16 protein-coding genes are annotated in these 20,063 nt (G+C 72.2%); 3 read left to right on the top strand and 13 right to left on the bottom strand.

The features are described from left to right. Nucleotides 1–65: 65 nt before the first annotated feature. The gene (gene proB, locus U5C87_RS12320; protein ID WP_330472865.1) at nt 66–1,178 is read left to right on the top strand and encodes a glutamate 5-kinase; all 1,113 of its coding nucleotides are present in this window, start codon (nt 66–68) and stop codon (nt 1,176–1,178) included. A gap of 27 nt (nt 1,179–1,205) precedes the next feature. Here the strand turns inward: proB and U5C87_RS12315 are convergent, their stop codons facing one another. The 13 genes from U5C87_RS12315 to U5C87_RS12255 all read right to left on the bottom strand — a co-directional run bounded on the left by U5C87_RS12315 (nt 1,206) and on the right by U5C87_RS12255 (nt 15,798). Further along, nucleotides 1,206–1,748 (bottom strand): hypothetical protein, encoded by a 543-nt coding sequence (locus tag U5C87_RS12315; RefSeq protein ID WP_330472864.1) that lies wholly within the window; start codon nt 1,746–1,748, stop codon nt 1,206–1,208. Nucleotides 1,749–1,937: 189 nt separating this feature from the next. Then, nucleotides 1,938–3,593: a solute symporter family protein gene (locus U5C87_RS12310; RefSeq protein ID WP_330472863.1), complete on the bottom strand. Its 1,656-nt coding sequence runs from the start codon at nt 3,591–3,593 to the stop codon at nt 1,938–1,940. Then, on the bottom strand, nt 3,590–3,925 hold the full coding sequence (locus tag U5C87_RS12305) for a DUF485 domain-containing protein (protein ID WP_443082056.1): 336 nt from the start codon (nt 3,923–3,925) through the stop codon (nt 3,590–3,592). The genes U5C87_RS12310 and U5C87_RS12305 overlap by 4 nt, the downstream gene beginning before the upstream one ends. Nucleotides 3,926–4,153: 228 nt before the next feature. After that, nucleotides 4,154–5,857 (bottom strand): sodium/solute symporter, encoded by a 1,704-nt coding sequence (locus U5C87_RS12300; RefSeq protein WP_330472862.1) that lies wholly within the window; start codon nt 5,855–5,857, stop codon nt 4,154–4,156. Nucleotides 5,858–5,873: 16 nt separating this feature from the next. After that, nucleotides 5,874–6,344, bottom strand: coding sequence for a hypothetical protein (locus tag U5C87_RS12295; protein WP_330472861.1), 471 nt, complete (start codon nt 6,342–6,344; stop codon nt 5,874–5,876). Then, on the bottom strand, nt 6,341–7,147 hold the full coding sequence (locus U5C87_RS12290) for a LytR/AlgR family response regulator transcription factor (protein ID WP_330472860.1): 807 nt from the start codon (nt 7,145–7,147) through the stop codon (nt 6,341–6,343). Before U5C87_RS12290 ends, U5C87_RS12295 begins: the two co-directional genes overlap by 4 nt. Next, nucleotides 7,144–8,268, bottom strand: coding sequence for a sensor histidine kinase (locus U5C87_RS12285; RefSeq protein ID WP_030200285.1), 1,125 nt, complete (start codon nt 8,266–8,268; stop codon nt 7,144–7,146). The genes U5C87_RS12290 and U5C87_RS12285 overlap by 4 nt, the downstream gene beginning before the upstream one ends. Before the next feature lie 97 nt (nt 8,269–8,365). Next, on the bottom strand, nt 8,366–9,898 hold the full coding sequence (gene obgE / locus U5C87_RS12280; RefSeq protein WP_330472859.1) for a GTPase ObgE: 1,533 nt from the start codon (nt 9,896–9,898) through the stop codon (nt 8,366–8,368). Nucleotides 9,899–10,038: 140 nt separating this feature from the next. After that, nucleotides 10,039–10,308, bottom strand: a complete 270-nt coding sequence (gene rpmA / locus U5C87_RS12275; RefSeq protein ID WP_030200289.1) for a 50S ribosomal protein L27 — start codon at nt 10,306–10,308, stop codon at nt 10,039–10,041. A 39-nt stretch (nt 10,309–10,347) separates the two neighbouring features. Beyond that, entirely contained in the window at nt 10,348–10,656 is a 309-nt protein-coding gene (gene rplU, locus U5C87_RS12270) for a 50S ribosomal protein L21 (RefSeq protein ID WP_028785644.1), read from the bottom strand. 125 nt (nt 10,657–10,781) lie between these two features. Next, nucleotides 10,782–14,006 carry an Rne/Rng family ribonuclease gene (locus tag U5C87_RS12265; protein WP_330472858.1) on the bottom strand — a complete coding sequence of 1,075 codons (3,225 nt, stop codon included), beginning with the start codon at nt 14,004–14,006 and terminating at the stop codon, nt 10,782–10,784. 209 nt (nt 14,007–14,215) lie between these two features. Then, nucleotides 14,216–14,989: a TIGR03936 family radical SAM-associated protein gene (locus tag U5C87_RS12260; protein WP_330472857.1), complete on the bottom strand. Its 774-nt coding sequence runs from the start codon at nt 14,987–14,989 to the stop codon at nt 14,216–14,218. A gap of 35 nt (nt 14,990–15,024) precedes the next feature. Beyond that, a complete protein-coding gene (locus tag U5C87_RS12255) occupies nt 15,025–15,798 on the bottom strand; it encodes a lysophospholipid acyltransferase family protein (protein WP_330472856.1) in 774 nt (257 codons plus the stop codon). Between the two features lie 79 nt (nt 15,799–15,877). Here U5C87_RS12255 and U5C87_RS12250 point away from each other — a divergent pair, with 79 nt between their 5' ends. Next, entirely contained in the window at nt 15,878–17,173 is a 1,296-nt protein-coding gene (locus U5C87_RS12250) for a DUF2207 domain-containing protein (protein WP_330472855.1), read from the top strand. A gap of 154 nt (nt 17,174–17,327) precedes the next feature. After that, nucleotides 17,328–19,994 (top strand): valine--tRNA ligase, encoded by a 2,667-nt coding sequence (gene valS / locus U5C87_RS12245; protein ID WP_330472854.1) that lies wholly within the window; start codon nt 17,328–17,330, stop codon nt 19,992–19,994. The last annotated feature ends 69 nt before the right edge of the window (nt 19,995–20,063 follow it).

Below are 20,063 nucleotides of genomic sequence, written 5' to 3'. Positions count from 1 at the left end.
GCCCCGCGGACCGGCCGGGATGGACTCGCCTGCAGGCGCCACGGTCCGTCACTAGAGTTCGAGATGTGTCGCCCCACTCCGTCATCAGCAGCGCCAGACGCCTCGTCGTCAAGGTCGGCTCGAGCTCGCTGACGGGTCCCGACGGCGGCATCGACCACGCCCGCCTCGGCGCCCTGTCCGACGCGCTGGCCGCCAACCACCTCGCGGGCACCCAGATCGTGCTCGTCAGCTCGGGCGCCATCGCGGCCGGCATCCACCCGCTCGGGCTCCGCGCGCGGCCGCGCGACCTCGCGACGCAGCAGGCCGCGGCCTCCGTCGGCCAGGGCGCGCTGCTCGCCGCCTACACCCACGCCTTCGGGGGGCACGAGATCACCGTCGGCCAGGTGCTCCTCACTGCCGACGACGTGACACGCCGGACGCACTACGCCAACGCCCGGCGCACGCTCGAGCGGCTGCTCGACCTCGGGGTCCTGCCCATCGTCAACGAGAACGACACGGTGGCCACGAGCGAGATCCGCTTCGGCGACAACGACCGGCTCGCAGCGCTCGTGGCCCACCTCATCGACGCCGACGCCCTCGTGCTGCTCTCCGACGTCGACGCCCTCTACGACGGCCCGCCGAGCCGCCCCGGCGCGCAACGGGTCGCTGTGGTGCGCGGGCCCCACGAGCTCGCCGACGTCGAGATCGGCGGCAGCGGGTCCAAGGTGGGCACCGGCGGCATGGCGACGAAGATCGAGGCGGCCCGGATCGCGACCGCCGCCGGCGTCATCACCTCCATCACCGCCGCCGACCAGGTGACGAGGGTGCTCGCGGGCGAGGACGTCGGCACCGTCTTCCTGCCCATCGGCGTGCGCGGCCGGTCACGCCGGCTGTGGCTCCAGCACGCGACGACGGCGCGTGGGCGCCTCGTGGTCGACGACGGGGCGGTGCTGGCCCTGGTGCACCGCAAGAAGTCCCTGCTCCCGGCCGGCATCACCGCCGTCGAGGGAACCTTTCACGACGGGGACCCTGTCGACGTCTGCGGGCCGGACGGGACCGTCGTGGCCCGGGGCCTCGTCAACTACAGCTCGGCGGAGCTGCCCGCCCTGCTCGGCCGCTCCACCAAGGAGCTGGCCCATGACCTCGGCCCGGAGTACGAGCGCGAGGTCATCCACCGCGACGACCTCGTTGTCATCTGAAAGACCGATCGACCGACCCCGCTGGCGTCAGGGGCCGCCGGCGACGTAGCGACTGGCTGGTGCCGGCGCCGCGGACGGTCCGGGGACGCCGCCCTCGGCGGGCCGACCTCCCGCACGGAAGGCCAGCCGTCCGCTCGTGCGCGGCAGCCGCGCCCGGGTCGTGACGAGCGCGGCGACGACGGCGGCGAGCACGCAGAGGGCGGCGAGGACCGCGACCTGCTGCCCGGTGTCGGCGGCGAGGCCGACCGCGGAGCCGAGCACCCGGCCGACGAGCAGCCGCGCGACGAGGGCGCCCGCGGCATACGCTCCGACCGTCACGGCCCGCGGGGCCGAGCGGACGGCGCCGCCGACGAGCGCGAGCACCGGCACGCCCACGACGAGGGTGCCGAGCAGCTCGGCGCCGACCAGCCCCACGAGGCCCACGCGCCATCCCGAGCCGAGCGCGTCGACGACCCCGGTGAGGATCGCGAGCAGGACGGCGAACCAGACCCCGGTCACGGCGCCGCCGGCGAAGCCTCGCCCGGGTCGCCAGGTGTAGGGGTCACGGTCGCGCTTCGGGTCGGTCGGCATTCGGTTGCTCCCTGTCCGGTGGTCCGCCCCGCGCGGCCCGTCGACCACTACGACGGTGCAGACCATCGAAAGGTTGTCATGACGCACGCGTGCTGTCGCGACGAGTGCATCCGGAACGGGCGGCGACCGCGCACACCCTGGGTGTGCGCGGTCGCCGGTGGGCGCGACGGCTGACACCGCCGCAGTTGCTCAGTGGTGCGTCGCCGTCTCGGCGCCGTGACCGGTGAGCGAGCGGACCTCCATCTCGGCGTACTTCGCCGCGTTGTACTCCTTGCTCGTGACCGTCCCGATGTAGCCCAGGAGGAAGCCGAGCGGGATCGAGATGATGCCCGGGTTGTCGAGCGGGAACCAGTGGAAGTCGACGCCCTGGAGCATCGACGGGCTCTTGCCCGTGACCTTGTCGATCGCCTTGCCCGACACCACCGGCGAGAAGACGATGAGCGTGATGGCGCTGATCAGTCCGCCGTAGATGCTCCACAGCGCACCCCTGGTGTTGAACCGCTTCCAGAAGAGCGAGTAGAGGATCGTCGGCAGGTTCGCGCTCGCCGCGACGGCGAAGGCGAGCGCCACGAGGAAGGCGATGTTCTGCCCGAGGGCGAAGATGCCGCCGACGATGGCGATGGCGCCGAGGACGAGCGCAGCGATCCGCGCGACCTTGACCTCCTCCTCCGGCGTGGCCTTGCCGCCCTTGACGACGGTGTTGTAGATGTCGTGCGACAGCGACGCGCTCGCCGTGATCGTCAGGCCGGCGACGACCGCGAGGATCGTCGCGAACGCCACCGCCGAGATGATCCCGAGGAGGATCTCGCCGCCGAGCTCGAACGCCAGCAGCGGTGCTGCGGAGTTGACCCCACCCGGTGCGTTCTTGATCTCCTTGGCCCCGACGAGGTCGGCAGCGCCGAAGCCGAGGACGAGGGTGAAGAGGTAGAAGATGCCGATGAGCCAGATCGCCCAGACGACCGAGCGACGGGCCTCGCGCGAGGTCGGCACCGTGTAGAAGCGCATGAGCACGTGCGGCAGGCCCGCGGTGCCGAGCACGAGGGCCATCGACAGCGAGATGAAGTCGACGGGGTTCTTGTACTGCAGACCAGGCTGGAGCAGGTCCTTGCCGCCGGCGTCCTGCGACGCGGTCGAGGCGTCGCCGAGCAGCGTCGAGAGGTTGAGGCCGAACTTGCCGAGCACCCAGACCGTCATGATCGCCGCACCGATGATGAGCAGCACGGCCTTGATGATCTGCACCCAGGTGGTGCCCTTCATGCCGCCGTAGATGACGTAGAAGATCATCAGCACGCCGACGACGACGATGACGAGCCGCTGGCCGAGAGCGCCCTCGATGCCGAGGAGCAGCGCGACGAGACCGCCGGCGCCGGCCATCTGCGCGAGCAGGTAGAAGAACGAGACGACGAGCGTCGAGATCGCGGCCGCGATGCGGACCGGGCGCTGGCGCAGCCGGAAGCTGAGCACGTCGGCCATCGTGTACTTGCCGACGTTGCGCAGCAGCTCGGCGACGAGGAGCAGCGCGACGAGCCAGGCGACGAGGAAGCCGATGGAGTAGAGGAACCCGTCGTAGCCGTTGATGGCGATGGCGCCGGCGATGCCGAGGAAGCTGGCCGCCGAGAGGTAGTCACCGGCGATGGCGATGCCGTTCTGCCGCCCGGTGAAGGCGCGGCCGCCGGCGTAGTACTCCGCGGCGCTCCGGTTGTTGCGCGAGGCCCGGATGACGATCGCGAGCGTCACGACGACGAAGAGCGCGAAGATGCCGATGTTGATCGCCGGGTTGCCGACGGTCGTGGCGGCCGGGACCAGTGACGGCACCAGCGACGGGGCGGTGACGAGGGCGCTCACTGCTCCCCTCCCATCTTGCGGGCGAGGGCTTCGGCCTCGGGGTCGAACACGCGGTCGGCCCAGCGGGCGTAGACCATCGTGATGGTGAAGGTCGAGACGAACTGGAGCAGGCCCAGGATCAGGCCCCACGTCACGTTGCCGATGACGCGCGTGCCCATGAAGTCCTTGGCGAACACGGACAGCAGGACGTAGAGGAAGTACCACGCGAGGAACAGCGCGGTCAGCGGGAACACGAACTTGCGGAACTTGCTGCGCAGCTGCGCGAACTCGGGTGAGTCCTGCATGGCGACGTTGGGATCGTCCACCACGCGCTCTGGAGCGTCTTTGCTCACTGGGCCACCTCCGGGGCGGTTGGTCGTGCCTGGGTGTCTCGGTCGGTCGGCGCGGTCCTGCCGCCGTCGACGCTCCCCCGCCCGTGCGGTGGTGAGTCGACGCCCCTGTCGCTCCGCGCTGCCGGCCACACGGCCGGCGAGAGCAAAGGTAGGAGCCCGCGCAGCGTCCCGGCAGGCACAGCGCGGACGGCATCGCCCAGCGGCGCCGACCGTTCGCCGTACGTGGGCTCAGTCGCGACGAGCGGTCCGCTGCGTGCGACGAGCGGTCGCGTCGTTGCTGTCGTATGCCGTGTGCTGCGTCCCGCTGTCCGTGCCCTCGGTGGTCGCACCGTTCGCCGCGGCCGACTGGTTCACCGGGCTCACCAGGCTCCCCGCGCTCCCCGGGCCTCCCGGGCTCGAGGCGCGGCGGTACCAGCGCTCGGGGTGGAACGAGCCGCGGTTGAGGTCGATGTGCTCGGGCGCGTGCAGGCGCACCATCGTCCGGGCCACGTGCTCGGGGGCGCTCGCACGCGTGGCGACCGACACGAGCACCATGGTCGCGAAGGACAGCGGGACACTGACCGCCGCCGGCTGGGTCATGACGACGCCGAACCAGCCGCCGGTGGCGATGCCGAAGGTCGTCGACACGACCGCCCCCATCGACAGGCCGCCGCCGACGACCATGCCGGCGATGGCCCCCCGCGCGGTCAGGCCGCGCCACCAGATGCCGAGGAGCAGCATCGGGCAGAAGGTCGACGCGGCCACGGCGAAGGTCAGCTCGACGGCGTGCGCCACCGGGACGCCTGCCGAGACGATGGTCAGCAGCAGCGAGACCGCGACGACCGCCACGGTCGACAGGCGGAAGGTCCGGATGCCCTGCCGGTGCCCGGCGCCCCAGCGCACGAGGTCCTGGCTCACGACCCCCGCCACCGAGACCACGAGGCCGGTGGACGTCGACAGGAACGCCGCGAAGGCGCCGGCGGCGAGCAGTGCCGTGAGCCCCTCGGCAACCGGCCCGTCGAAGAGCCGGCTCGGCAGCTCGAGCACGACCGAGTCGGCGCGACCGGCCGCGACGAGGTCGGAGGCGACGTAGCGCCCGATGACGCCGTAGAGGACGGGCAGCAGGTAGAAGCCCGACAGCAGCACGAGCACCGCGAGCGTGGCCCGCCGGGCGGCCCGGCCGTCCCGGTTGGTGTAGAAGCGCACGACGACGTGGGGCAGGCCCATCGTGCCGAAGAAGGTGGCCAGCACGAGCGAGTAGGTCAGGTAGAGCGCGTGGTCGCCGCGCAGCGGCTCGACCCAGTCGGCGACGAACACGGCGCCGACGTCCGGGTCGCCATTGCGGCCCCCGAGCGCGCCGAGGAGGAAGAAGAGCGGTGTCAGCAGGGCGAGCAGCTTGAGCCAGTAGTGGAACGCCTGCACGAGGGTGACGCTGCGCATGCCGCCGGGCAGGACGTTGAGGCAGACGACGACCGCCACCGCCAGCTGGCCGACCCACGACGGGGCGCCTGTCAGGGTGCGCAGGGTGAGGCCTGCGCCCTGGAACTGCGGGATGAGGTAAAGCAGCCCGATGGCGACGACGAGCAGGCTCGAGGCCCGCCGCGCCACGACGGACTCGAGTCGCAGCTGGGCGAAGTCCGGCAGTGTGTAGGCGCCCGAGCGCCGAAGGGGGGCGGCGACGAAGACGAGCAGCAGCAGGTAGCCCGCGGTCCACCCGACCGGCAGCCACAGCATGTCGACGCCGCGGGCCAGGATGAGGCCCGCGACACCGAGGAACGATGCGGCAGAGAGGTACTCGCCGCTGATGGCCGAGGCGTTGAGGACCGGGCCGACGCCCCGCGAGGCGACGTAGAAGTCGCTCATGGTGCGCGAGAGTCGCAGCCCGAAGGCACCGACGGCGAGGGAGGCGATGGACACGAGGACCACCGCGACGATGCTGGCGGCGTTGCTCACCGGTCACGCACCTCGGTCACCGACCCTCGAGCAGGTCGCTGAAGTCGTCCTCGTTGCGCTCGGACTGTCGCACGTAGAACCAGCCCAGCCCGATGATCTCGACGAAGGCGACGACGGTGAGCAGCACCCAGGGCAGCGGCACGCCGAGCACGTCGACGTCGGCGATCGCCGGGACGGCCCGGAAGACGAGCGGCAGCAGGCCGAGCGTCGAAGCGAGGACGACGAGCACCGTGAGCGCCAGGCGGAGCTGGCTGCGCATGAGGGAGGTGATGTAGACCTCGCCCAGACGGGTCTGCTCGTCGATCTCGGACGCGATCGAGACGCTCCGGGTGCGGGCCGCGGACGTGCGCGGGCTCGTGACGCGCACGCGGGGGCGGCTGCGGGGCTCCCCCGCCACACCCGCACCCGCGCGGGGGCGCCCGGCGTCGGCGGACGGCATACGCCCTCGTGCGTCGGCCCCGGGCTCCGGCGCCTCGGAGGAGGTCATGACCCGCCGCGTCCGAGCGGCTGCGCGCGGCGCACGAGCAGGTCCCGCAGGGCCCGCGTGTGGCGGCGGCTCACGACGAGCTCGTGGCCGCCGACGACGACGGTCGTGCGGCCGCTCTCGGTGCGCCACTCGCTGATGTGGCCGAGCGCGACGAGGGAGGAGCGGTGGATGCGCACGAAGCCCGCCTCACGCCACTGGTCGGCGAGCGTCGTGAGCGGCACGCGGACGAGGTGGCTCTCGGTGGCGGTGTGCAGGCGGGCGTAGTCCCCCTGGGCCTCGACGAAGAGCACCTCGGAGCGCGGCACGAGCCGGCTCACCCCGGCCAGCTCGACGACGATGCTCTCGTCGGCGGACGCCGCGACGGGCTCGCGACCACTGACCTGGCGCACCACCCGGCGCACTGCCTGGTCGAGCCGCTCGTCGCGGACCGGCTTCAGGACGTAGTCGACGACGTTGAGCTCGAAGGCGTCGACGGCGTGCTGCTCGTGCGCGGTGACGAAGACGATCGGCGGCTGGGTGGTGAAGCGCGAGAGCACCCGCGCGAGGTCGAGACCGCTGAGGCCCGGCATCTGCACGTCCATGAAGATCGCGTCGACCTGCTCCTCGTGGAGCACGCGCAGCGCAGCCTCACCCGAGCCGGCCGGCACGACCTGGCGCACGCACTCGTGACGACCGAGCATCCAGGCCAGCTCGTCGAGGGCCGGCGCCTCGTCGTCGACGGCGAGCACCTTCAGCAACGGCGCCGCGTCGGGCGAGGACGGCGCGTCGCCATGGGTCTCGGTGGCGTTGGCAGGTCCGATCACACGTGCACCCCCGGTCGGAACTTGGGCAGGCGCACGACGACCTTGGTGCCCGCGCCGGGCGCGGTCTCGACGACGAGGCCGTAGTCGTCGCCGAAGGCGGTGCGCAGCCGCTCGTCGACGTTGGCCAGCCCCACCGAGTCGCTGCCCGGGTCACCGGCCAGCACGCGTCGCACCCGCTCGGGGTCCTCCCCCACGCCGTTGTCCTCGATGGTCACGACGCACTCCTGGTCGGCGTCCTGGGCCAGGATGCTGATCTCGCCACTGCCCTCACGGCCCTCGATGCCGTGCTGGACGGCGTTCTCCACGAGCGGCTGCAGGCACAGGAACGGCACGACGACCGGCAGCACCTCGGGCGCCACGCGCACGGTCACGGTGAGCCGGTCGCCGAAGCGGGCCTTCTCGATGACGAGGTAGGCCTCGATGGAGCGCAGCTCCTCGGCGAGGGTCGTGAACTCCCCGTGCCGGCGGAAGGAGTAGCGCGTGAACTCGGCGAGGTCGAGGAGCAGCTCACGCGCCCGCTCGGGATCGGTGCGGGTGAAGGACGCGATGGCCGTCAGCGAGTTGTAGATGAAGTGCGGGCTGATCTGCGCGCGCAGGGCCCGGACCTCCGCCTCCATGAGGCGGGTTCGTGAGGCGTCGAGCTCGGCCAGCTCGAGCTGCCCCGACACCCAGCCGGCCACTTCGTTCGTGGCCCGGACGAGCCCCGCCGAGGCACGGTCGGTGAAGACCTGCAGCGTCCCGACGACCTTCTCGTCGACGTCGAGCGGGGCGACGATGGCCTGGCGCACGACGCAGGACGGCTCCGTGCAGGACACGTCGGCCCCGTCGACGACGGTCGTGCGACCGTGGGCGAGCGTGCCGGCGGAGATCACGGCGGCCTGCGGGGCGTGGTGCGACCGGCCGCCGTCCCACGCGAGCAGGCCCGTGGTGTCGGTCATCGCCACGGCCGGCGCCCCGAGGAGCGCGCGCAGGTGCTTGAGCGAGCGCTCGGCCGCCGCCGGCGTGAGGCCGCTGCGCAGCGCCGGAGACGCGAGCAGGGCGGTGTGCAGGGTACGGTACGTCGCCCGGTCGGCCTCGGTGCCGAGGTGACCGCGACGCAGCAGCGCGCCCCACGAGCTCATGGCGACACTGTATGCGGCCCGCTGACGCCCGACGCGCTTGTTCCGCTTCGATGTATCTGCGCGGCCCCAGGGCCGCGCAGATACATCGAACCGGGTGTCAGGCCTTCTGGTCGTCGTCCTCGTCGGCCGCGACGTGCCACAGACCCGACCGGCGCTCGGCGTCGAGCTCCTCCTGCGTCGCGGCGCGGGCCGCGTAACGGTCCTTCTGCGCCTCGCGCTTCTCGTCGCGGGTCGGGCGCGAGGACTCGGACAGGCGCAGGTCGGTGCCGCGCGAGCCGAGCAGCTCGGCGCCGGCCTGGAGCGTGGGCTCCCAGTCGAAGACGACGGCGTCGTCGGTGGCCCCGATGACGACCGTGTCGCCGGCGACGGCGCCGACCTTGTAGAGCTCGTCCTCGACCCCGAGGCGGCCGAGCCGGTCGGCGAGGTAGCCGACGGCCTCGTCGTTGCTGAAGTCGGTCTGGCGCACCCAGCGGACGGGGCGCGCGCCGGTGACGCGGAAGAAGACGCCGTCGGGGCCGTTCTCCTTGGTCACCGTGAAGCCCTGGTCGTCGACCGAGCGCGGTCGCAGCACGACGCGCTTGGGCACGGCCTCGCCGATCTCCTTGCGGGCGGCGTCGACGTGGCGGGCCATCGCGAAGCTCAGCTCACGCAGGCCCTCGTGCGCGACGGCCGAGACGATGAAGACCTCGATGCCGCGGGCCTCGAGGTCGGGCTTGACCATCTCGGCCAGCTCGCGCGCCTCGGGGACGTCGGCCTTGTTGAGCACGACGATGCGGGTGCGCTCGGAGAGCGGGCGACCGCCGAGATCGGCGTCGGGGACGTAGAGCGAGAGCTCGTTCTCGATGACGTCGAGGTCGCTCATCGGGTCGCGGCCCGGCTCGAGCGTGGCGCAGTCGATGACGTGCACGAGCACCGAGCAGCGCTCGACGTGGCGCAGGAACTCCAGGCCCAGGCCCTTGCCCTCGTGCGCGCCGGGGATGAGGCCGGGCACGTCGGCGACGGTGAACCGGCTCGACCCCGCGGTGACGACCCCGAGGTTGGGCACGAGCGTCGTGAACGGGTAGTCGGCGATCTTCGGCTTGGCCGCCGAGAGCACCGAGACGAGCGAGGACTTGCCGGCGCTCGGGAAGCCGATGAGGGCCACGTCGGCGAGCGACTTGAGCTCGAGCACGATGTCGACGTCCTCGCCCGGCTCGCCGAGCAGCGCGAAGCCCGGCGCCTTGCGGCGGGCGCTCGACAGCGCCTTGTTGCCGAGGCCGCCCCGACCGCCGGCGGCGATGACGTGCTCGGTGCCCATGCCGACGAGGTCGACGATGATCTGGCCCGAGGCGTCCTTGACGACGGTGCCCTCCGGCACGGGGAGCACGAGGTCGTCGCCGTCGGCGCCGTTGCGCTCGTCACCCGCGCCGGGTGCGCCGTTGCCGGCCTTGCGGTGCGGGTGGCGGTGGTAGTCGAGCAGCGTCGTCGACGAGGGGTCGACGCGCAGGATGACTGAGCCTCCCCGGCCGCCGTTGCCGCCGTCGGGGCCGCCGAGCGGCTTGAACTTCTCGCGCTTGACGGAGGCGACACCGTGCCCGCCCGCCCCGGCGCTGAGGTGCAGCACCACGCGGTCGACGAAGGTCACTGCCATGGGAGGTCACTCTTCCAGATCAGGGTGGGCGGACGGCATACGCAAGATGGCACACGCCGGGTCGCCCGGGAAAGAAAAACGGAAGGGCGGGCCACGCGGGCCCGCCCTTCCGGAAAAAGCTCAGTGCGTGATCGTCCCGATCACTCAGCGGCAGCGGTCTCCGGCTGCTCGATGTTGACCGTCTTGCGGCCGCGCTTGGTGCCGAACTTGACGGCGCCTGCGACGAGGGCGAACAGCGTGTCGTCGCCACCGCGACCGACGCCCTCACCCGGGTGGAAGTGCGTGCCGCGCTGACGGACGAGGATCTCGCCCGCGTTGACCTTCTGGCCACCGAAACGCTTGACGCCGAGGAACTGTGCGTTCGAGTCGCGACCGTTGCGGGTCGAGGACGCACCCTTCTTGTGTGCCATGTCAGTCCTTCTCTCGTGAGTCTCTGGGTTCCGGGCGGATCACGCGTTGATGGCGGTGATCTTGACCTGGGTCAGCGGCTGACGGTGGCCCTGACGCTTGCGGTAGCCGGTCTTGTTCTTGTACTTCATGATGACGATCTTGGGGCCCTTGGCGGCCTTGACGACCTCGGCCTTGACCGACACCTTCGACAGCTTGTCGGCGTCGGACGTCACGGTCGTGCCGTCCACGAGGAGCAGCGGCGTGAGCTCGATGGCATCGCCGGGCTGACCCGTCACCTTGTCGACGAGCAGGACATCGCCCACCGACACCTTCTCCTGGCGACCGCCAGCGCGAACAATCGCGTACACAGTGAAACTCACTCTCTCATCAAGGGGTGGTATCGCCACTTTCGGCACCGGCCCGTCAACACGGGCCCGGTGGGCGCACCAAGGGACAAGATTACCGGCTGGGAGGTCCCAGCTCCAAACCGAGGTCAGGCGCCGTCGGCGGGACCGGACTCGTTGCTCGCGCGGGGCGGGCCGGCCGGGGCGACGACGCGCCCACGGCGGCGTCGACCGCGGGCGGGCTGAACCTCGACCTGCGCCTCGACGGGGGCGGCACCGGTGGTCTCGACGCTCACCTCGGGCTGCTCGGGCTGCTGGGCCTGCCCGGGCTGCTGCGTCTGGTCATCTGCCGCGTCGGTGACGTCGGACTCGAGCTCGACGTGCGAGCCGCCCTGGGTGGCCTGGCCGTCGGCGCCGTCGACCTCGTGGGCGTCGTCACCGGACCAGGGGCCTGCGTCGAGGGGGAAGCCGTGACCGGCCTTCGCCTCGCCGGCGGCCTCCGCCGCGACCTCGGCGACGGCCTCGGCTGCCGCCTCCCCCACGGGCTGGCCGGAGGCGCTCTTGACCGCGGCGGCGTGGGCGGCTGCTGCGATCTGGGCCGCGGTGGGCCCGTTGGCCTTGGACTCCGGGTGCGCCGACTGCGCACCCGACTGCTGGCCGGACTGCTGGCCGGAGCCGTTGCCACCCTGGTTGTTGCCGTTCTGGCCGGCTCCCTGGCCGCGGCCGCGGCGGCTGCGGCTGCTGCCGCCGTCGCCCTGACCCTGCTGACCCTGCTGGCCGTGCTGGCCCTGCTCCTGCGGGTGCGCGCCCTTGTCGACGGGGTCGGTGTGGATGATGAAGCCGCGCCCGTTGCAGTGGTCGCAGGTCTCGGAGAAGACCTCGATGAGGCCCGAGCCGACCCGCTTGCGAGTCATCTGGACCAGGCCGAGCGACGTGACCTCGGCGACCTGGTGCTTGGTCCGGTCGCGGCCGAGGCACTCGAGCAGGCGACGCACGACGAGCTCGCGGTTGCTCTCGAGGACCATGTCGATGAAGTCGATGACGATGATGCCGCCGATGTCGCGCAGCCTGAGCTGGCGCACGATCTCCTCGGCCGCCTCGATGTTGTTCTTCGTCACCGTCTCCTCGAGGTTGCCGCCCGAGCCGACGAACTTGCCGGTGTTGACGTCGACGACGGTCATCGCCTCGGTGCGGTCGATGACGAGCGAGCCGCCGCTCGGCAGCCAGACCTTGCGGTCCATCGCCTTGGACAGCTGCTCGTCGACGCGGTGGTGCGTGAAGAGGTCCTCCTCCGACGTCCACTTCGTGACGCGGTCGGCGAGGTCGGGGGCGACGGAGCTGATGTAGGGGTGGATCTCGTTCCACGCCTGGTCGCCGGCGACGACGAGCTGCTTGAAGTCCTCGTTGAAGACGTCACGGATGACGCGGACGGTGAGATCGGGCTCGCCGTGCAGGAGCATCGGGGCCTGGCCACCGGTCGCGGAGCCGGCGGCGCCGTTCTTCTTCTTGCCCTTGCTCTTGCCGGCACGCGGTGACGAGGCCGCCTCGGCCTTGGCCTGGATGTCCTCCCACGTGCGGGTGAGGCGCTCGACGTCGGCGCGCAGCTCCTCCTCGCTCGCGCCCTCGGCCGCGGTGCGGACGATGACGCCGGCGGAGTCCGGCACGACGTCGCGCAGGATCTTCTTGAGGCGGGCGCGCTCGGTGTCGGGCAGCTTGCGGCTGATGCCGGTCATCGAGCTGTTCGGCACGTAGACGAGGTAGCGGCCCGGCAGCGAGATCTGCGACGTGAGGCGCGCGCCCTTGTGGCCGATCGGGTCCTTGGTGACCTGCACGAGCACGGTCTGGCCGGAGCCGAGGGCGTTCTCGATGCGCTTGGGCTGGTTGGCCTCGAGGCCGGCGGCGTCCCAGTTGACCTCACCGGCGTACAGCACGGCGTTGCGGCCCTTGCCGATGTCGACGAAGGCGGCCTCCATCGAGGGCAGGACGTTCTGGACCCGGCCGAGGTAGATGTTGCCGGCCATCGAGACGTTCGTGGCCTGGTCGATGTAGTGCTCGACGAGGACGCCGTCCTCGAGGACGCCCATCTGGGTGCGCCCGTCCTTGTTGCGCACGACCATGACGCGGTCGACGGCCTCGCGGCGGGCGAGGAACTCCGCCTCGGTGATGATCGTGCGGCGGCGGCCGGCCTCGCGGCCCTCGCGGCGGCGCTGCTTCTTGGCCTCGAGCCGGGTCGAGCCCTTCACGGCGACCGGCTCGTCGCTCTGGCTGCGCGGCTGGCGCACCCGGGTCGAGACGTTGGGGGTGTCGTCCCCGGAGTCGGCGGCCGAGCCGGCGCGGCGGCGACGACGGCGGCGACGGCTCGACACGCCCTCGTCGTCGGTGTCGGACCCGTTGTCGGAGTCGGCGTCGGTGTCGCCCTCGTGGTCGGCGTCGCCCTCGTCACCGGTGTCGGCGGACGCGCCACGGGAGTCACCCGAGCCGCGGGAGTCGGACGGCTGGTCCTGGGCGTCGTCCTCGTCGTTGGCGCGGCCCCGGCGGCCCTTGCCGCCGCGGCGGCGACGCGAGCGCCGGGGGCTGCTCTCCTCGTCGTCCTGCTCGTCGGAGCGGCCCGTGGCGTCGGGCTCGTGGTCCCGGACGTCCTCGACGGGCTCCTCGAGCGGCTCCTCCTCGGCCTCCTCGACGTGCTCGACCGGCTGGGCCGGAGCGGATGCACGGCGACGGCGCGTCGGCGTCGCCTGGCTCGCGTCGGGCGCCTGGAAGAGCACGCTGAAGCTGGGGACGACGGCGGACGGACGGGAGTCCGCGTCGCCGGCGTCGAGCACGGGCAGGTCGTCGGTGCTCTCGGTCTCGTCGAAGGCGTCGACGTCGATGACGGCGGCGGCCTCCGCCGCCTGCACGGGCTCCGCGGACGCGGCGGCCTCCACGGACGGCGCAGCCTCGGGCTCGACGGCTGCCGGCGCCTCGCCCTGGACCCCTGCGACGAGCTCCTCGACCGCGGCACTGGCGCGGGCGGCCTTGCTGCGCGGGGCGCGCTTGGCGGCACGGGGCGCCGCAGCGGCGGTGGAGTCGGCGGGGGCACCGGCGGCGTCGCCGGTGTCGGCCTTCTTGCGGGTGGCGCGCTTGCGTGCTGCCGGACGCTTGGTCTCGGTGGCGTCACCGACCTCGTCGGTGCCCGGGGCGCTGGGGGCGGCCTCGGCGGCCTCGCTCGTGGGGGCAGCCGGCTCGCCAGCCGACTCGCTGGCCGGCTGGGTGGCCGGCTCGATGGTCGTCGCCTTCTTCGTGCTGCGGCGCGGGGCGCGGCGGCGTGGCGCCGGGGCGTCGGCCTCGGGGAACAGGGTCGCGTCGTCGCCGGAGGTGGTGTCGTTGGGTGCCATCAGGCAGTCTCCCGTCAGGTGCGGTGCGACCCACACCCGGCCGGAGCCGCCGACACCGCACGAGTGCGGTTGCAGTCGTCGCGCCGCGTGTGCGACGGGACGGAAGTCGTCTCGCTACACCCGAAAACGGTTCGCGCTGGGCGCGGCCCCGTGATCGAATGCCGCCGGCGTCCTGGTCGGCAACCGGTTCGTCGTCATGACCTGGCAGGTCATTCCAACGGGTCGGTCACCCGCACGTTTGCGGTGTCGAGCGGTCCCTGCGCCAGACGCGTCACCAGTGGGGGACGCGGAGGCTGCAGGTCGGCGATCTCACGCAGCGCGGTCAGGATGTCGTCGGGGCGTACAGCCGGTGTGGTGTGCCGTACGACCATGCGCAGTATCGCACAGTCGGCCCCGACAGCGTGAGACGTGACCGTGTCGGCGAGCGCGTCGCCCGGTGCCAGCACCCGGGCGGAGACGATTGCGGCGCGCACGTCGAAGGTGCGCGGACCGGACTTCGTCAGGCGGGTCACCTCGGCCGTCTCGCGCTCGAGCAGGCGGTCCACCGCTGCCGCGAGGACCTCCAGCGGCACGCCCGCGAACTCGAGGAGCCAGTCGCTGGCCTCGAGGCGGTCGGCGAGCGCACCCGAGGCGGCCTCGACGACCTGGAGGATGTCGATGCCCTCCGGGAGGGCCTCGTCCAGGGCGATGCGCACCGACTCCGGCTCGACGCGCTGGGTCACCGAGATCTCGAAGTACTCCGCCTCGCTGCCGGTGCCCGTGGCCGCGGCGTTCGCGTAGCTGATCTTCGGGTGCGGGTGGAAGCCCGCGGAGAACGCCATCGGGACGTCCGCGCGCCGCAGGGCACGCTCGAGCGCACGCTGGAAGTCGCGGCTGGAGGTGAACCGCAGCCGTCCCCGCTTCGTGTAGCGGATCCGGAGCTTCTGGACCGCGGGGTCCGGTGCCGGACCCTCGGGGACGCGCTGACGTGCCTGACGAGCCATGCCCGGAAGGCTACCGGCGCCGCGGGGCGGCGCCGTCAGTCGGTCGGGAAGCCGCGCTGCTCGTCGGCCCGGCGCTGGCGCTCGGCCGACTCGGCCTCGTCGAGCCGGGTCGCCTCGGCCAGCGTGGGGGCGGTGCCGCCCATGCTCGCGGGGAGGAACTTGAGGTCCGGGCCGGTGAGCGGCTCGTAGGCCGCCCGCGCGATGTCGAGCATGTGGGCCATGACGGCCTTGTAGCGGGCGGTCACCTCGTCGGGGTCGGCGTCGGCGGCGACCGGGATGGGCTCGCCGACCGACATGATGATCGGCACGTTGGTGCGTCCGAGGCGCTTGGGGTGCCCCTTGGTCCAGACCCGCTGCGAGCCCCAGATGACGACGGGCAGGATCGGGACCCCCGCCTCGATCGCCATCCGCGCGGCGCCGGTCTTGAAGTCCTTGAGCTCGAACGAGCGCGAGATCGTGGCCTCGGGGAAGACGCCGACGATCTCCCCCGATCGCAGCGCCGCCACGGCCGCGGCATACGACGCCGCGCCGGCGGTGCGGTCCACGGGGATGTGGTGCATGCCGCGCATGAGCGGACCGCTGACCGGGTGGCTGAAGACGCCATCCTTGGCCATGAAGCGCACGAGGCGCCCGGACTTCTGGGCGGCGAGCCCGGCGTAGGCGAAGTCCATGTAGCCGGTGTGGTTGATCGTCATCACCGCTCCCCCGGTGCGTGGCACGTTGTCGTCGCCGAGGATGGTGAACTTCAGTCCCTGCATCGCGAACACCCCGCGGGCGAAACCGATGACGGACGAGTAGACGGGCTCCATGGGGACACTCTGCCCTGCGTCGCTACGCTTCGGCACGCCGATGCCGGCAACCAGGGGTGCCGACGACCGGGAGATGACCGTGAGCACGAGCGTTGCAGTGACGCACGCCACGCAGGCGAGGGTTCCGAGCGGCCTGCCGGACCTCGCAGACCTGGCGTATGCCGCGACGCCGGCCCTCGTCGACCGTGACACCTTCGTCGGAGCCGCCGTCATCGGGCTCGTGCCGATCCTGCTCGCGGGCCTCGTGGTGCTCGTCAAGTGGTGGCGCGGTCGCGACGAGATGTTCGACGACGTCACCCCGGGCCTGGTGCCGCAGGACCCCGCGACGGCGCCCCGCCACCGGGTGCGCGGCGGGGAGTGGTCCGGCACGGTAGCGCCGGCCTTCGCTCCCCCGCGGGACGTGCGCCCGGGCGTCGTCGGGACCGTCGTCGACGGCCTCGCCGACCCCCACGACGTCAGTGCGACCCTGCTCGACCTCGCCGTCCGCGGCTGGTTCCGCATCATCGAGGTCCCCGGGGAGCGGGACGGGCGTCCGCGCGACTGGGAGCTGCGACGCGTCGACCCGGCGCCGACCGAGAGGCCCACGCCCTTCGAGCAGCTCCTGCTCGACCGGCTCTTCGAGGGTCGCGACGACGTGCGGCTGTCGACGCTCAAGGGCTCGTTCGGCCTCACGATGCGCGAGGCCCAGATCGGGCTCTACCGCGAGGTCGTCGACCGCGGCTGGTACGCCCGCCACCCCCGGGCCCGCAACGGGCGCACCCGCGCCGTCGGGCTCGCCGTGCTCGTGCCGATCGTCCTCGTCGCCGCGGCCCTCGTCGTGACCGGCCTGGCCGACGCCCACGACTGGTCGCTGACGCCGGTGCTCGTCGGCCTCGTGGTCGCGCTCGTCGTCCTCGCGCGCTGGGGCGGAGCCCGGACGCCGCGCACGGCTGAGGGCACCGCGCTGCGCATCGAGGCACTCGGCTTCCGCGAGTACCTCGCCACGGCCGAGGCCGACCGGCTGCGCTTCGAGGAGAAGCGGGCCCTGCTCAGCAGCTACCTGCCGTATGCCGTCGCCTTCGGTCTGACGGCCCACGTCGCCGACCTGCTCCGCCAGCTCGCCAAGGACAGCCACTGGACCGACTACGTCGACGGCCTCGACTGGTACGACGTCGGCGGTTCCGACGGCGGCGACCTCTCCCTCGGTGACGCCCTGTCCGACATCGGCGACGCCACCACGTGGTTCACCGACCCCGGCGACCTGTTCGACGGTGTCGACGGTTTCACCGACGCCGCCGACTCGCTCTTCTCCTTCGACGGCCTCGCCGGGTGCGGCGACGGCTGCGACGTGCCGGGCTGCGGCGACGGGTGCGACCTGCCCGGCTGCGACTTCTGACGGGCACCCGCCCGGCCACGCGGCATTCCGAAATGCGGTGGCAGTCCCTCGCAAGCTCGCGAGTGCCGCCTCCTCGGCTCCCGCCATCGGCCGCGCCGCGCACGGCCGGGAAGGCGGTCGAGGGCACCCCGTCGCGTCTGGAAGGATTGGGCGCATGACTGACGCACCTGAAACCACGACCTCGCGGATCCCCGAGCGGCCCACGCTCGACGGGCTCGAGGAGAAGTGGATGCAGGTATGGGCCGAGCAGGGCACCTACGCCTTCGACCGCGAGAAGGCCCTCACCCTCCCCCGCGAGCAGGTCTTCGCCATCGACACCCCGCCGCCCACGGCGAGCGGCAGCCTGCACGTCGGCCACGTCTTCAGCTACACCCACACCGACTGCATGGCCCGCTACAAGCGCATGCAGGGCCTCGAGGTCTTCTACCCCATCGGCTGGGACGACAACGGCCTGCCGACCGAGCGCCGGGTGCAGAACTACTACGGCGTGCGCGGCGACGCGAGCCTGCCCTACGAGGAAGGCTTCACGCCGCCCTTCGAGGAGGGCGTGGACGCCAAGGGCAAGGCGATCAAGGCCGCCGACCAGCGCCCGATCAGCCGCAAGAACTTCATCGAGCTGTGCGACGTCCTCACGGTCAAGGACGAGGTGACCTTCGAGTCGCTCTTCCGCCGCCTGGGCTTCAGCCTCGACTGGAACATCACCTACCGCACCATCGACGAGCGCTCGCGCGCCGTCGCGCAGCAGGCGTTCCTGCGCAACCTCGCCCGCGGCGAGGCCTACCAGAGCGAGGCCCCCGGCCTCTGGGACGTGACGTTCCAGACTGCGGTCGCGCAGGCTGAGCTCGAGGCGCGCGACTACCCCGGCGCGTACCACCGCGTCGCGTTCCACCGTGCGGGCGGCGAGCCCGTCCACATCGAGACGACGCGTCCCGAGCTCATCCCGTCGGTCGTCGCGCTCATCGCGCACCCCGACGACGAGCGCTACCAGCCGCTCTTCGGCACGACCGTCACCTCGCCGCTCTTCGGCGTCGAGGTGCCGGTGCTGGCGCACCGCGCCGCCGAGATGGACAAGGGCGCGGGCATCGCCATGTGCTGCACGTTCGGTGACCTCACCGACGTCATGTGGTGGCGCGAGCTGCAGCTGCCGATCCGCTCGCTCATCACCCGCAACGGGCGGCTGCAGGCCGAGACGCCCGAGTGGATCGCCGGCGGCCCCGGGGAGGTGCTCTACGCCGAGTCCCTCGCGACCAAGACGACGTTCAGCGCCCGCGAGGCCGTCGTGGCCGCTCTGCGCGAGTCCGGCGACCTCGACGGCGAGCCGCAGAAGACCCAGCGCAAGGCCAACTTCTACGAGAAGGGCGACAAGCCCCTCGAGATCGTCACCTCGCGCCAGTGGTACATCCGCAACGGCGGCCGCGACGATGCCCTGCGCGGCAAGCTCGTCGGGATGGGCGACGAGGTCGACTTCCACCCCGCCTTCATGCGCTCGCGCTACAAGAACTGGGTCGAGGGGCTCAACGGAGACTGGCTCATCTCGCGCCAGCGCTTCTTCGGCGTGCCCTTCCCGGTCTGGTACCCCGTGACGGCCGAGGGCGAGACCGACCACGAGCACCCCATCGTCGCACCCGAGTCGGCGCTGCCCGTCGACCCGCAGATCGACGTCCCCGAGGGCTACGACGAGAGCCAGCGCGGCGTGCCGGGCGGGTTCGTCGCCGACCCCGACATCATGGACACGTGGGCCACCTCGTCGCTCACCCCGCAGATCGCGGCCGGCTGGCCGGTGCGCGAGGGCGAGGGCCTCGGCTCGGACGAGGCGCTCTTCGCCTCGATCTTCCCCTACGACATGCGCCCGCAGGCGCACGACATCATCCGCACCTGGCTCTTCGCCACGGTCACGCGGTCGTACTTCGAGCACGGCGTCGCGCCGTGGCGTCACGCCGCCATCAGCGGCTGGATCCTCGACCCCGACCGCAAGAAGATGAGCAAGTCCAAGGGCAACGCCGAGACGCCCGAGGACGTCGTCAAGGCCAACGGCGCCGACGCCGTGCGCTACTGGGCGGCCTCCGGGCGCCTGGGCACCGACGCCGCCTACGACACCGGCCAGATGAAGGTCGGCCGGCGCCTCGCGATCAAGGTGCTCAACGCGAGCAAGTTCGCCCTCGGCTTCGGCGACGTCGACGGCGACCTGCGCGCGGCGGTCACCCACCCGCTCGACCTGTCGATGCTCGCGGCGCTCGCCGACGTCGTCGATAAGGCCACGCAGGGCTTCGAGAGCTGGGACTACACCCGCTCGCTCGAGGCGACCGAGACCTTCTTCTGGACCTTCTGCGACGACTACCTCGAGCTCGTCAAGGACCGCGCCTACGGCGGCCAGGGCGAGGAGGCCGCGGCCAGCGCCCGTGCCGCCCTGCGCCTCGCGCTCGAGACGCTGCTGCGCCTGCTGGCGCCGTTCATCCCCTACGCGACCGAGGAGGTCTGGTCGTGGTTCGGTGAGGGCTCGGTGCACCGTCAGCCGTGGCCGACCCGCGCGGAGCTGCCGGCCGGCGGCGACGCCGCCCTGCTGCCGTCGGTGGGCGCTGCCCTCGCCGGCGTGCGCAAGGTCAAGTCCGAGGCCAAGGTCGGCATGCGCGCCGAGGTGCGCACGATGACCCTCGTCGCGCCCGCCGCGTCCGTCGCGCACGTGCAGGCGGCCGAGGCCGACCTGCGGGCGAGCGGGCGCATCAGCGAGCTCGCGTATGCCGAGGGCGAGGCCGTCGAGGTCCGCGACGCCGAGCTCGTCCCCGTCGAGAAGCCGGTCGAGAAGCCGGTCGAGAAGGGCTGACCCACCCAGCACGCCGCCGGTCGTTGCTGTCCTGACCTCTCAGGACGGCAACGATCCGCGCGCTACCGG

Source organism: Terrabacter sp. C0L_2 (assembly GCF_036352015.1).
Taxonomy (GTDB): Bacteria; Actinomycetota; Actinomycetes; order Actinomycetales; family Dermatophilaceae; genus Terrabacter; species Terrabacter tumescens.
The sequence above is the reverse complement of the archived record's forward strand: the minus strand, read 5'-3'. Positions and strand labels throughout refer to the sequence as shown.